At 63.2% G+C, this 13,058-nt stretch carries 12 protein-coding genes; 9 read left to right on the top strand and 3 right to left on the bottom strand.

Annotation, left to right across the window (positions count from 1 at the left end; translation table 11 throughout):
* Positions 1-2: 2 nt before the first annotated feature.
* From G8767_RS25690 to G8767_RS25680, 3 genes are all read right to left on the bottom strand, one after another.
* Entirely contained in the window at positions 3-479 is a 477-nt protein-coding gene (locus G8767_RS25690) for a GNAT family N-acetyltransferase (RefSeq protein WP_166812586.1), read from the bottom strand.
* 175 nt (positions 480-654) lie between these two features.
* A complete protein-coding gene (locus G8767_RS25685) occupies positions 655-1,776 on the bottom strand; it encodes a DUF475 domain-containing protein (RefSeq protein ID WP_095970793.1) in 1,122 nt (373 codons plus the stop codon).
* A 137-nt stretch (positions 1,777-1,913) separates the two neighbouring features.
* A complete protein-coding gene (locus tag G8767_RS25680; protein ID WP_003941199.1) occupies positions 1,914-2,489 on the bottom strand; it encodes a TerD family protein in 576 nt (191 codons plus the stop codon).
* A 243-nt stretch (positions 2,490-2,732) separates the two neighbouring features.
* Between G8767_RS25680 and G8767_RS25675 the strand changes: the two genes are divergently transcribed.
* From G8767_RS25675 to G8767_RS25635, 9 genes are all read left to right on the top strand, one after another.
* Entirely contained in the window at positions 2,733-3,878 is a 1,146-nt protein-coding gene (locus tag G8767_RS25675) for a hypothetical protein (RefSeq protein ID WP_166812584.1), read from the top strand.
* 93 nt (positions 3,879-3,971) lie between these two features.
* Positions 3,972-5,129, top strand: a complete 1,158-nt coding sequence (locus G8767_RS25670; RefSeq protein WP_021342746.1) for an HpcH/HpaI aldolase/citrate lyase family protein — start codon at positions 3,972-3,974, stop codon at positions 5,127-5,129.
* Positions 5,126-6,415 carry a phosphoribosyltransferase family protein gene (locus tag G8767_RS25665; RefSeq protein ID WP_166812582.1) on the top strand — a complete coding sequence of 430 codons (1,290 nt, stop codon included), beginning with the start codon at positions 5,126-5,128 and terminating at the stop codon, positions 6,413-6,415. The genes G8767_RS25670 and G8767_RS25665 overlap by 4 nt, the downstream gene beginning before the upstream one ends.
* Positions 6,412-7,521, top strand: coding sequence for a cysteine protease StiP family protein (locus G8767_RS25660; RefSeq protein ID WP_166812580.1), 1,110 nt, complete (start codon positions 6,412-6,414; stop codon positions 7,519-7,521). The genes G8767_RS25665 and G8767_RS25660 overlap by 4 nt, the downstream gene beginning before the upstream one ends.
* Positions 7,518-8,375: an HAD family hydrolase gene (locus G8767_RS25655; protein WP_166812578.1), complete on the top strand. Its 858-nt coding sequence runs from the start codon at positions 7,518-7,520 to the stop codon at positions 8,373-8,375. The genes G8767_RS25660 and G8767_RS25655 overlap by 4 nt, the downstream gene beginning before the upstream one ends.
* A 27-nt stretch (positions 8,376-8,402) precedes the next feature.
* Positions 8,403-9,815: a TerD family protein gene (locus tag G8767_RS25650; protein WP_124568984.1), complete on the top strand. Its 1,413-nt coding sequence runs from the start codon at positions 8,403-8,405 to the stop codon at positions 9,813-9,815.
* Positions 9,816-9,973: 158 nt separating this feature from the next.
* Positions 9,974-10,867, top strand: coding sequence for an SGNH/GDSL hydrolase family protein (locus G8767_RS25645; RefSeq protein WP_124568983.1), 894 nt, complete (start codon positions 9,974-9,976; stop codon positions 10,865-10,867).
* 40 nt (positions 10,868-10,907) lie between these two features.
* The gene (locus G8767_RS25640) at positions 10,908-12,464 is read left to right on the top strand and encodes a TerD family protein (protein ID WP_124568982.1); all 1,557 of its coding nucleotides are present in this window, start codon (positions 10,908-10,910) and stop codon (positions 12,462-12,464) included.
* An 84-nt stretch (positions 12,465-12,548) separates the two neighbouring features.
* Entirely contained in the window at positions 12,549-13,004 is a 456-nt protein-coding gene (locus G8767_RS25635; RefSeq protein WP_003941110.1) for a TerB family tellurite resistance protein, read from the top strand.
* Positions 13,005-13,058 lie beyond the last annotated feature (54 nt).

The raw sequence follows: 13,058 nt of genomic DNA, 5'->3' as shown, positions 1-13,058 counted from the left end.
GTTCAAGCTGAGGCGGTTACGTTCGGCTTGGACAGGTAGACAACTCCGGGAATGTGACTGGGGTCGGGCGGCAATTGAGCGTAGCCGGCTCGGGTGTAGAGGCGAATGTTCCGCGCGCTCTTGCTGCCGGTGAACAACTCGAAACTGGTGATGTGCTCGGGAGCATTCTGTTCCACGTGCTGCAGGAGGCGTCGGCCGAGGCCATTGCCCGCCAAGTCCGGCGCCACCATGAGGCGACCTATCTGCCATGCGGTTCCGTCGGCTGTGCCGCGGACGGCCCCGACGAGCCGGCGGCCGCGTCGTGCGGTCCAGACTGTCGACTCCTGAACCCAGGCTCGGACCGTGGGTAGGTCCTCGTGGAGCGGGGGTATGTCCATGCTGTTGTTCGAGATTGCTTCCGAGACCCAGCAACAGCGTTGTAGAACAAGGATTTCCGCGGCGTCCCCGTCCGTTGCGCCCTCTATGACTATTTCGTCCATGGTTTTCCCTTACGAATCGGTTCTTCGTACCCGCAGGGCAATTGTTCACCCGCAGGCTGAATTTGGCGCGCGGCTGAACAATTGGCGCGCGGCTGTGTATTCGGAAAGTTTCAATTAGGTCATAACAAACAAAACGCCCGCGACCAATTGGTCGCGGGCGTTTCGAAAAAGAACGTCAGACAGTTGCCGGAGTGTTCTCGTCCAACTTCGGATCGTCGTTCGCAATTCGCTTGTTGCGAATGAGGCTGCTGATGAAAGCAGCGCCGATCAAGAAGACACCGACCAGGCCGGTGATGATCTCGTTGATGTGAACGCCGATGGACACCATCAAGATGACGGCCAGAGCGCCGATGGCCCAGTGGGCACCGTGCTCGAGGTAGACGTAATCGGAGAGCGTGCCCTTGCGGACCAGGAAGACCGTGATGGAACGGACGAACATCGCGCCGACGAAGCCGAGGCCCAGAGCGATGATGATCGGGTCTGCCGTGATGGCGAATGCGCCGATGACGCCGTCGAACGAGAAGGACGCGTCGAGGACCTCGAGGTAGAGGAACAGGAAGAAGCCGGCCTTGCCGGTTGCCTTCGCGAGCTGCGTGGGGCCGCCGGATTTGGAGGTTTCTTCCTCTTCGCCTTCTTCCGGCAGGTTGAACAGTTCACCCAGTCCGTTGACCGCGATGTAGGTGATCATGCCCAGAACACCGGAGATCATGACGGTGGAAACCTTGTCGTCGGCAGCGAGGAAAGAACCACTGAGAACCAGGACGATGCCGGCCACGACGACGGAGAGCTGATCGAGCTTGCCGATGCGAGCGAGCGGCTTCTCCAGCCAGGACAACCACGTGATCTCACGCTCTTCGAAGATGAATCCGAGGAAGAGCATCAGTAGGAACATGCCACCGAAGGCAGCGATCTGTGGGTGAGCGTCGGTGAGGATGGTTTCGTAGCTCGGCTCGCCGTTGGCGAAGTACGCGGCGTCGTCCGCAGGCGGGTTCAGTGCGAGGTCGAGTGCAGCTACGGGTCCGAGACCGGATGCAGCCCAGACGATCACGAGCGGGAACACCAGACGCATACCGAAGACGGCGATGATGACGCCGATGGTGAGGAAGATCTTCTGCCAGAATTCACTCATTCTTTGCAGAACAGTGGCGTTGATGACGGCGTTGTCGAAGGAAAGCGAGATTTCCAGAATCGACAGGATGATGACGAGGAACAGTGCCTCGGGTCCGCCGTAGATGAACGCAACGATCATCGCGAGGATGGAAATTGCGATGGATAAACCGAATATTCGCAGTACCACGGAGCGTGGCCCTTTCTAGTTGGTCAATGCAGAGTGGTTACTGCAAGCGGTCTCTCACCGCATCCGAACGTGAAAACGGGGAGGGTTCCACAGACTACTGCGGAACCTTCCCCGAGTCAGCTCGTCGAGAGCGAAGATCAGACGTTGACGCCGTAATCGCGCGCGATGCCCGCGAGGCCGGACGCGTAGCCCTGGCCGATTGCGCGGAACTTCCACTCTGCACCGTTGCGGTACAGCTCACCGAAGACCATGGCGGTCTCGGTGGAAGCGTCCTCGGAGAGGTCGTAACGAGCGAGCTCGTTGCCGTTCGACTTGTCGACGACGCGGATGTACGCGTTGCGGACCTGGCCGAAGGACTGCGAGCGAGCTTCTGCGTCGTAGATCGAGACGGGGAAGACAACGCTCTCGACCTCGGCGGGAACCGCTGCGAGGTTCACGTCGATCTGCTCGTCGTCGCCTTCGCCTTCGCCGTCCGTGTTGTCACCCTTGTGCTCGATCGAGCCGTCGGGCGAACGGAGGTTGTTGAAGAAGATGAAGTGCTGGTCGGAGAGGACCTTCTTGTTCGAGCCTGCGCCGATCGCGCTGGCGTCGAGGTCGAAAGCAGCTCCGGTGGTGGAACGCGCGTCCCAGCCCAGGCCGACGACCACTGCAGTCAGGTTCGGGGCCTCCTTCGTGAGAGAGACATTGCCGCCTTTGGTCAAGCTGACGCCCATTCAGGGGTCCTTTCAAGAGGAGAGACAAGGCCCACTACGACGCGAAGTCGTCTTGGGAGTGTGTTTACCTCCACCACCCTAACCGCAGTTCCGGTGTGTTCGCCGTAACAGCAGAATTACGAACCGAGAAGCGAAGTGCTGGACCCGTAGGATTCAATCGTGGTGGGAAGATGGTCGGAGCGCTTCAATCGGGGGGCAAGAGTGGGGGAGTCGGTCAGTCGTGCGCGGGAGGCGCAGACGGCCATGGTTTCGGCGTTCCTCGACATGGACAAGCGGCAGACCATCGCGTCGGCGGCAGTCGACGCTTCCGCCGAGCTGTACCCCGAGCGCGGGCTGCGCGCCGCGTGGGAACCCGTTCGAGATCGGTGCTTCCAGGCTGCGTCGGACTACCTCGACACATCCGAGCGCTACGGCAACGATCAGGTACTTCACCAGAACCCGAACGGTGCTCGGGCGGCGTTCGAGAAGTCGGTAGCTGCACTTGTCGAGGCAGCGCAGGGCGTCGACGCCTTCTACAACGGACATCGAGCGCATCTCGAGCAGGCGACGGTCACGATGTCCGCCATTCCCGTTCTCGGCCAACAGGCACGAACCCTGGCGAATGCCGCCCGGGAGAAACTTGCTGCCACTGATCAGCGCTATCGCGAGTACCCGTCGGTGGTGACGGCCTCCGAACACCTCGACGACGCGGTTGCAGCGCTCGACAATGCGCGATCCTCCGGTCGCGCCGACGCAGTCCGCACGCGGGCCGAGAGTGTCCGCGAAGCGGTATCGGCGCTCGAGGAAGCATTGGCAGACGCCCCGTCGACCCAGCACCGTGCCGAGATGACGATCTCCTCGGTCTCGACCAGGTTGTCGGCAGTGCGCACTCGAGTGGACCGGCTGGATCCGGCGTACTCCGCATTGCTGCGGGAGTTCAACGCCGCGAGTTCAGCTGACCTCGTCGACAACAGCAGTCGCAGCCGAGCGCACATCGATCAGGCTGACATCGATCTCAAGGAAGCGAAGCAGTCGTTGGCTGCGGGAAACCCCGAACACGCACTGGCTTTGATGGCCGAAGCACGTGTTCACCTCGCCGACGCCGAAGCGTGCGCCGATGCCGTGACGGACCGTCTCGCTACTCTGCGTGCAGTTCGGGCAGATCCGAGCGAAAAGGAACGTGAGGTTCGTTTCCGGCTGAAAGACGCCCAGATGTTCGCTGTTAACCAAGGGTTGGTGGCGGAGTGGGGCTCCGTACTCGATGCTCAACTAGCAAGGATCGAGCGAGCGAGTGCGTCACTGTCGGGAACTCATCCGGACTACTGGTCGTATGTATTACAGCTGGACTCGGTATCGACGTTCATCACCGAAGTTGTCGAGAAGATGCGGGCGCGAGCCGGCAAAAACTGAATGGTCGGGCCGATCGGGGGATCGGAGTAGCTCGACGCGTTGTCACAGGGGGGTCGTTTCATGGACTTGATTGCGGTTACAGAGAGAAGAGAAATGCAGCACTTTCAACATCTCGAGGACGACGTGCGGGAGCAACTGTTCCTGCATGCGCCTCGGTCGTTCGCGGATTCCGACGAGAGGGATCTGCTCGCGATTGCTCTGGGTGCAACTCTCTACGTTCCGGCCACCCGGGCCGGGTTGGCCGACATCGTGGTCAAGCGAGCGTCCGAGGGCGTCAGCTCGATGGTGCTCGATCTCGAAGACGCCGTCGCTGATCACGAGGTCGAATCGGCGCGAGCTAACGCGGTTGACGCTCTCGACAAGATCGCGTCGACCGACGCCGTCGGCATGCTGCTGTTCGTGAGGGTCCGTGAGGTCGCGGACATCCACAAGGTCGCCGCGTCGTTGACCGAGGGGCGCGCCGCGCTCACCGGGTTCGTCATCCCCAAGTTCGGCAGCGAGTCCGGCCCCGTGTTTCTCGACGCCGTCGCGGACGCGTCCGAGCTGCTCGGTAAGCATCTCTACGCGATGCCGGTACTCGAATCACCCGCGCTGGTTCACCGCGATACACGTGATCTCGAATTGCGCACCATCAGTGGAATTCTCGCGCAACACCGCGAGCGCATCCTTGCCGTCCGCATCGGCGCCACCGACATGTGCAGCACCTTCGGCATCCGTCGTGACCGCGATCTGACCATCTACGACGTGCGCGTGGTGGTCGACGTCATCGCCGACATCGTCAACTACCTCGGCCGCGCCGACGGTTCGGGTTTTGTCATCACCGGGCCGGTGTGGGAGTACTTCGCCGATCACGAACGCATGTTCCGGCCGATGCTGCGCGCCACCCCGTTCGAGGAACACGACGCCGTCCGGTTCCGTCAGCACCTCGTCAGCCGCGACCTCGACGGCCTGCTCCGTGAGATCGCGCTGGACCGAGCCAACGGAATCCAAGGCAAGACGGTCATCCACCCGTCGCACGTCGCGGCGGTCAATGCTCTCTCCGCGGTCACGCACGAGGAGTACCACGATGCCCTCGACATTCTCGGTGCCGACGCTGGGGGAGTGCAGGCCTCCGGCTACCGGAACAAGATGAACGAGATGAAGCCGCACCGCAATTGGGCCCATCAGACTGCGCTCCGCGCTCACGTGTTCGGTGTGACCAACAAGGGCATCACGTTCGTCGAGTTGCTGACGGCGTTGGTCGATCGATGACAGAGGTCGTCCAGTCCAGGGACGTCCCCTGGGCTACCGCAGAATTCGGCTTGGACCTCGTTCACGGCGATTCGTCACTCGGGCATTCGGTGCCCGATCTGGTGATCCCGGGACTTCGGCGGAATCCGCGTCGCGCTCACCTGCTGGTCTCCACGGTGCTGGGAAAGCACGTACCTACCGAGCCGTCCGTTGTCATCGGCGCTGCCGACGACCTCGGTGACTTGGTGCGGACCGCTCTCGGTGACGGCGTCGACGTCGTCGTGCTCGGGTTTGCCGAAACTGCAACAGGTTTGGGCCACTGCGTCGCGGCTCGTCTGCACGCTCACTGCTACCTGCACTCGACTCGTCGCGACGTACCCGGTGCCACGACGCTCGCCGGATTCGAGGAGGGACACTCGCACGCCACGAGTCATCTGATGCAGCCGACGTCCGCCGAACTGTTCGAGAACGACCTGCCGCTGGTCCTCGTCGACGACGAGATCTCCACCGGCGCAACCGCGATCGACGCCATCCGGGCGCTGCACGGGCAATGCCCGCGAAGCCGTTACGTCGTGGCCTCGCTGGTGGACATGAGGACCGAGGAACACCGAGCCGCCAGCGAAGCCGCGGCGGCAGAGCTGGGCGTGCGGATCGACTACGTCTCTCTCGCTTCGGGTTCGACGGTCCTGCCCGACGGGCTGACCGAGCGCGTCACGGCCCTGGATGCTCCGGATCTCAATCCGATCGGCGATCGTCGAGGCTCCTTGGCTCGAGTGGATCTGCCATGGCCCGCACACGTCCCCGACGGTGGCCGGCACGGTTTTCTCGATGGCGACACCGAGGCATTCGAGTCCGCCGTCGAGGCGGCGGTGTCCATCCTCGGAACATCGATCGACCCGTCGCGTGCTGTGATCGTGATCGGTCACGAAGAGTTGATGTACCTGCCATTGCGGATCGCAGCGGGCTTGGAAAGCGCTTGGCGAGCAGTTCGGTACCAGACCACAACTCGCTCACCCGCCTACGTCGTCGACCTGCCGGGATACCCGCTGCGTCGTGGGTTCACCTTTCCGGCACCGGAACTGGGTGAAAACGAGCCTCGATACGTGTACAACGCGCAGTGGCCTGATGCGGCGGTCGAAGCCCTTGCATTGCTGGTCGTCGACGAGCCCGCCGACACCGATCGGTTGACGGCGATGGACGGAGTGGTCGAGGTGTTGCGGAACTCGGGCACCGACGTCCTGGTCGCCACCGTTCGCGGGGCCGATCCGTCGGCGCTGCGAGATTCCAGAGCAGGAGGCTCGTCATGAACGAACCATTGGTCGGACCCGATTTCGGTTCGTACGCGCCGGGTGAAGTGAAGTGGCTGCTCAAGGATCTTTCGCACGTGGATCTCGAAGCGGATGTATCCGTGCGCGAGAAGCGTATTCAGTCGGGTGAGGCGCACTATGCCGAGTCTCTTCCCATCGAGTACCAACCCGATCAGGCATATCGGGATCTGTTCGAGACGGTGCTCGCCGAGAGCGCCCCACGGTTGGCGCGCGCTGTCGGGACCGTCATGGACCTGGTGCTGGCCGAGCGCGGAAGTGACATCACGCTGGTCTCACTCGCTCGGGCCGGAACACCGATCGGGATTCTGATGCGGCGCTGGGCCCAGCAGACTCGCGGGTTGACGCTGCCGCACTACGCGGTGTCCATCGTCCGCGGCAAGGGCATCGATTCCGTCGCACTCGATTATCTTGCGCACCATCATGACTCGGAGAACGTCGTCTTCGTCGACGGCTGGACGGGTAAGGGTGCGATCGCCCGCGAACTCGACGCGGCGTTGACTGAGTACCACGAGGCGGGCGGCGCAAAGTTCGACTCCGATCTGGCTGTTCTCGCGGACCCAGGCCACTGCGTGCGAACGTACGGAACCCGCGACGACTTCCTGATCGCGTCGGCGTGCCTCAATTCGACGGTGTCCGGGTTGGTCTCACGAACAGTCCTCAACGACACCCTCATCGGGCCGGGCGATTTCCACGGCGCCAAGTTCTACGCAGATCTGGCCGACGTCGACGTCTCCAACAGGTTGCTCGACGTGGTCTCGGCCGAGTTCGATTCGGTTCGCGGCGACGCAGCGGATTCTCTTGCTGCAGTGCTAGATTCCGATCGGACGCCGACCTGGGCCGGCTGGGAGTCGGTGGAGAAGGCGCAAGCCGAGTACGGGATCTCGACGGTCAACTTCGTCAAACCCGGTGTCGGAGAAACAACCAGGGTGCTGCTGCGCCGGCTCCCGTGGAAGGTTCTGGTGCGCGAACTCGAAGCCCCGGAGCATGCACATATCCGGTTGTTGGCGCAGGCCCGTGGGGTTCCGGTCGAGGAAGTACCCGACCTCGCCTACTCGTGTGTCGGCCTGATCAAGGACATCACGTGAGCCGTGCGGACACCGCTGCGTCTCAGGTCCTGATCGCCACGGATCTGGACCGAACGATGATTTATTCACAGGCCGCGATCGGCGGCGATCCCAGTGGCTCCGATCTGGATTCGGCACCGAGTCCCTTGTGCGTCGAGTACTACAACGGCGGTCCGCTCTCACACATGAGCGTCGAATCGATCGAACTGCTGACTGCGCTCAGCTCGCGGGTTCCGGTGATTCCGACAACGACCCGGACCATCGCACAGTTTCAGCGGATCGATCTCCCCGGCGGACCGTGGAATTACGCGATCACGAGCAACGGCGGAAACATCCTGGTGGACGGCGAAGCCGATCGCGAGTGGCGAAACGAGATCGACCGTTCGACCCGCAAGGCCGGCGCCGAGTTGCCGCAGGTTCAGACGGAACTGGAATCGCGCATCGACTCGAGTTGGGTCAGCTCCATTCGTGTTGCCGACGATCTGTTTCCGTACCTGGTCGTCGATCTGGCCGTGATGCCGAGTGAATTCGAGACCGAATGGAATCACTGGTGTGTGGCGCGGGGCTGGAACGTCTCTCGTCAAGGCCGGAAGATCTACACGATGCCCGACGCGGTCTCGAAGTCACGCGCACTGGCAGAGGTGCGCCGCAGATTGGTCGAGTCGGGTGATCTGGATCAGTCCGCCGTGGTGATCTCGGCTGGTGACGGTGCGTTGGATGCGGACATGCTCGAATACTCCGATTTCGCGATCCGGCCGAGGCACGGTGAGCTGGAAGAACTGAATTGGCAACGGCCGACCGTTACTGTGACAGAAAGGTCCGGTATCGCAGCGAGCGCGGAGATATTGCGGTGGTTCTCTTCCGCGCTCGGGTAATACACGCTCTCTATGAAGGGGATTTAGTTGTCTGTATCGCTTGCCAAAGGGCAGAACGGCCCGCTGGACGTCTCGGATGTGGTTGTGTCGGTTCAGTTGGCTGCAGCCGCTGACCTGTCTGCACTCCTCGTGACGAGCAACGGAAAAGTTCGTTCCGACGCCGACTTCGTCTTCTTCAACCAGCCGACCGGACCCGGCGTGCAATTGGTGCCCAACCCGGGTGGCATTGCCTCACTCCGAGTCTCGCTCGCCGGCGTCCCGGCAGACATCGAGCAAGTCCGCGCCGTCATCACGCTCGACGACGCGTCGTCGAACTTCGGGCGCACTGCTGCACCGACCGCTCGGGTCTCCGACGCGGCCGGGAACGTGTTGTACGAGTACGTGATCGACGGCCTCACCTCCGAGTCCATCGTCATCGCGCTCGAGGTGTACCGACGCCAGGGTGCGTGGAAGGTGCGCGCCGTCGGCCAGGGTTACGCCGGTGGATTTGCCGCGCTGGTCACCGATCACGGTGTGTCCGTCGACGATGCTCCCGCGCCGCCGCCGCCCACTCCGGTCGCGGCTCCGGCTCCGATCACCCCGCCGTCGTCTGTCGCTCCTACACCGCCGGCATACAACCAGCCGCCGCAGCAGCAGCCTTCGTACAACGCTCCGCCGGTTCCGCCGGCCCCGCCCGCGTACAACCAACCGCCCGCCTACAACCAGGGCCCGACGCCGCCGGCCTACCCGCCGGCGCAGCAGCCTGCCTACAACCAACAGCCTGCGTACAACCAGCAGCCGACGTACAACCAGGCGCCCCCGGCACCTCCCGTGCAGAACCAGCCGCCGGCGCAGCAGCCCGAGGTCAGCCTGGTCAAGGGACGCCCCGTCAGCCTGACCAAGGGCCAGAAGGTCACCCTCCGCAAGGAAGGTGGCGTCGCGCTCACCATGATCCAGATGGGGCTCGGCTGGGACCCGATCAAGAAGAGCGGCCTGTTCGGCAGCCGTACCGCCGACGTCGACCTCGACGCTTCGGCTCTCCTGTACGCCGACGGCAACCTCGTCGACGTCTGTTACTACGGTCAGCTGACGTCCAAGGACGGCTCGGTCCGTCACATGGGTGACAACCTGACGGGCGACGGAGATGGTGACGACGAGGTCATGCTCGTCGATCTGCAGCGCGTCCCGGCTCACGTGACCACCGTGATCTTCACCGTGACCTCGTACCGCGGACACACGTTCGAGCAGGTCTCCAACGCTTTCTGCCGCCTCGTGGACAGCACCACCAACTCCGAGCTCGCTCGATACACGCTCCAGGGCGGCATGGCCTTCACCGGAATGGTGATGGCAAAGGTGTATCGCGTGAACGGTGAATGGAAGCTGCAGGCCATCGGTGAAGGTATTCAGGCCAAGCATGCGGGAGAAGCTGCGCCGCAGCTGGGCCGTTTCCTCACTGTGTGAGTCGAGACTGCACAGTCGAGATGAATCCGGTTCGGCGGTAGGTGGTTTCGATCGCCGTCCGCCGAACCGGACATCGTTGTCCACTCCGTGCGTTAACCTCATGCGGCATGTCGAGCCGTCAGTCGAGCGGCCGTGCGCGAGAGGACTTGGCACAGTAGATGATCATTCGAGGGAAACTTCTCGGTCGTGCGGCGGCTGTCGCAGGCGTTGTGCTGGCGCTCGTGAGCACCGGAATCGCGCAGGCTTCGGTGCCCCAGTCGGCACCGCCGTCAGGATTTTCCGAGACCGGGATCAAGTACGTCGCCCTCGGTGACTCCCGTGCCTCCGGCCCACGGCTGGAACCGATGTACCCCGACGCCTGCTCGCGCTCGTACGAGAACTTCGCGGGCAAGATCTCTCGGGCACTCGAGGTCGCCGAGTTCGCCGACGTCTCTTGCAGCGCGGCCCGCGCCGAGAACATCATCGACACCCCACAGTTGATTCCGAACTACTGGCCGGTCCAACTCGACGCCGTGCACCCGGACACCGACCTGATCACCATCTCGATCGGCGGCAACGACTCCAACAGCATTTTCCTCGGGCCCCTGTGCGTCGCTCCGGGACCAGGAACTGATCGTGGATGTCGGTACGACCCGCTCGCGAATTCCGTCGCCCAGTCCGGAATCGACCGGGCTGCCGGAGAATTGGATCGCATCCTGACCGCGGTCACGCAGCGCGCGCCCAACGCTCGCATCTACCTGATCGGTGAGGGCGGCATGATCTCCTCTCGGGGTTGCTGGCCGAACATCCCGTTCTCCGACGCCGACGCGGCCTGGTTCATGGACTACTTCGCGCGCTACAACACGAAGTTCGACGAGGTCGCTCACGCCCACGGTGTGCGCACTGTCGACATTGCGGCGGCGAGCATCGCCGGCGGGCACGACGCGTGCGCAAGTGCAGATCAGCGTTGGTTCGAAGGCCTGTTCTCGGAGTCGACGGCGCAGCGCTTGCACTTCACGGATGCCGGGATGACCGCGGTGGCCGATCTAGTCGTGGCGGACCTGCAAGGCTGACCGAGAGTGCCCGGTCATGGCATAGTTCGCTGCTGTGGGTATGACTTTTGTTCCCGGACAGAACGCGCCGCTGCAGGCGCCCGTGGTGACGTTTCGAGCCGAGAGCCAGACGCCGTTCGACGTGTCGGCGCTGGTAGCGGACGCGAACCTGAGGGCATTGACGTCCGCGGACTTCGTGTTCTACAACCAACCGTCCACCGCTGGAGTGCAACTCGATCAGAGCGGCATCCGGGTGGAACTCGATCGACTTCATCCCGATGCCGCTGCCGTGTTGTGCATCGTGAGCGTGGATCCGGCCGCGACGGCGGCGGGCGCCTTTCGCACGGCCGGGCTCTCCGCCACCCTGAGCGATCAATCCGGTTCGGTCCTGGCCGAATTCGCGATCCCCACCGCAGGTACCGAGACAGCGGTCATCTGCTGGGAGCTGTACCGAAAGTCCGGTGTGTGGAAGATCCGGGCCGTAGGGCAGGGCTACGCGGGTGGTCTGGCGGAACTGATCTCGGTGCACGGCGTCGAGGTGGACGACGAGCCGGCCCAACCAGCCCCGACAGCTGCGCCCGCGTCGGACTCCGCGGTGGAGCCGTTGGAGGTGGGCCGCGGTCTCGAACGTGCATGGATGATCTTCGAGGACGCCTCACGATCTGCCGCTTCCTTCGTCTCCAGCAGTGAGTACGCGCTGGCTCGGCTGGACGAAGATCTGACAGCAGCCGTCGCAGATCCGTCGTTGCGGAACTCGGCAGCCGGAGTGGCAGCGCGTGATGCTGCACAGAAGCGTCACGACGATCTCGTCTCACTCGCACGGGACAATCACGCCCGCGACAGCGCCCAGCTTGCGCACGAACTCGGCGTGATCGACGGTGTGCTCCCACGGTCGATGGCGTCGTGGAAGTCGGTGTCGTGGGCGGGAACAACCGATCCGGCCCAGATCACGGCCGTCAGCGACGGAATGCGTCTGGGCGAGCTGTCGGCTCCGGACCGCGGCACACTCACCGTTCCCTACTGCGTCCCGCTCCCACTGCGTCGGCCCATCTGGGTGGACAGTACGTCGAGCAAAGCAGCGCTCGGTCTGATCAGTGCCGTCACCGTGCGCGTCATGGCCGCAGGCCCGATGCCGCTACTCGACGTCGTCGACCTGACCGGCTCGCTCACGCCACTGACCGACCGACTGGCACCGATGCTCGCGGGGCCGGTCATCACCGCTCACACCGAGATCTCAGCGCGTCTGCGGGCACTCGCCGAAGCCGTCGACATGGGCGAACTCGCGCGAATGAGTGGCGTCGCAGATGGCCCGAGTTCCCTACGACTGTTGATCCTCAGCGATTTCCCGCACGGATACTCCGCCGAAGACGCACAGACCGTCATGTTCCTCGCCGAACGTGGACCGGCAATCGGTTTGTCGATACTGATTGTCGGAGAGGACGAGTCGAACTTCGCGGAAGAGTCCGTCGCCGCGCTGTCGGAGGGGTGCCAACATCTTTCGGCAGCAGGGCAGACGGAGGTTCACGATCCGTGGACCCGCACGCAATGGCACTTCACCCCGGACGTGCTCGACCCGATCTCCGAGTCGCGAATTCTGGCAGTGTTCGACCGCACCTAGCGGCCGATGGCGGATTGCCGAGCGCACAGGCAGAGTGGTGGTACGACCACGCGCGGTGTGTGGCGGCAATACTCGAGGAGACTCATGGCATTCTGGGATCAGTTGAAGGCTAAGGCTCAGGAGATGAACGGCCAGCTCAAGACAAAGACCAGCCAGTTCCAGAACAAGGAATTCAAGAACGCGAGCATGGCAATGTGCGCGTTGATCGCCGCCGCAGACGGTTCGATCGATCCGTCGGAGCGTCAGAAGACCGCCGCGCTGATCATGAGCAACGAGTCGCTCGCGGTCTTCCCACCGGACGAGCTTCGTGAGCAGTTCGACTGGTACTGCAGCAAGCTGTCCTCGGACTACGAGTTCGGCAAGGTCGAGGCGACGGCAACCATCGCGAAGCTCAAGTCGAAGCAGGATCAGGCCCGGGCGGTCATCCAGATCGGCATCATCATCGGCGGCGCAGACGGCAACTTCGACGAGCACGAGCGCGGCGTCGTACGCGACATGTGTTTTGCAGTCGGAATCTCTCCGGCCGAGTTCGATCTCTGATCTTCAGAGCACGAAAGTGGGTGCAGCGCGAAAGCGCTGCACCCGCTTTTCTTT

The sequence above is a fragment of the Rhodococcus sp. IC4_135 genome (genome assembly GCF_011602025.1).
GTDB lineage: Bacteria > Actinomycetota > Actinomycetes > Mycobacteriales > Mycobacteriaceae > Rhodococcus_F > Rhodococcus_F baikonurensis.
The sequence above is the reverse complement of the archived record's forward strand: the minus strand, read 5'-3'. Positions and strand labels throughout refer to the sequence as shown.

Bases quoted from the DNA above. Each gene is read 5' to 3' on its own strand.
- G8767_RS25680 (WP_003941199.1), bottom strand. From the start codon at position 2,489: ATGGGCGTCAGCTTGACCAAAGGCGGCAATGTCTCTCTCACGAAGGAG.
- G8767_RS25660 (WP_166812580.1), top strand. From the start codon at position 6,412: ATGAACGAACCATTGGTCGGACCCGATTTCGGTTCGTACGCGCCGGGT.
- G8767_RS25675 (WP_166812584.1), top strand. From the start codon at position 2,733: ATGGTTTCGGCGTTCCTCGACATGGACAAGCGGCAGACCATCGCGTCG.
- G8767_RS25645 (WP_124568983.1), top strand. From the start codon at position 9,974: ATGATCATTCGAGGGAAACTTCTCGGTCGTGCGGCGGCTGTCGCAGGC.
- G8767_RS25640 (WP_124568982.1), top strand. From the start codon at position 10,908: ATGACTTTTGTTCCCGGACAGAACGCGCCGCTGCAGGCGCCCGTGGTG.
- G8767_RS25635 (WP_003941110.1), top strand. From the start codon at position 12,549: ATGGCATTCTGGGATCAGTTGAAGGCTAAGGCTCAGGAGATGAACGGC.
- G8767_RS25690 (WP_166812586.1), bottom strand. From the start codon at position 479: ATGGACGAAATAGTCATAGAGGGCGCAACGGACGGGGACGCCGCGGAA.
- G8767_RS25665 (WP_166812582.1), top strand. From the start codon at position 5,126: ATGACAGAGGTCGTCCAGTCCAGGGACGTCCCCTGGGCTACCGCAGAA.
- G8767_RS25670 (WP_021342746.1), top strand. From the start codon at position 3,972: ATGCAGCACTTTCAACATCTCGAGGACGACGTGCGGGAGCAACTGTTC.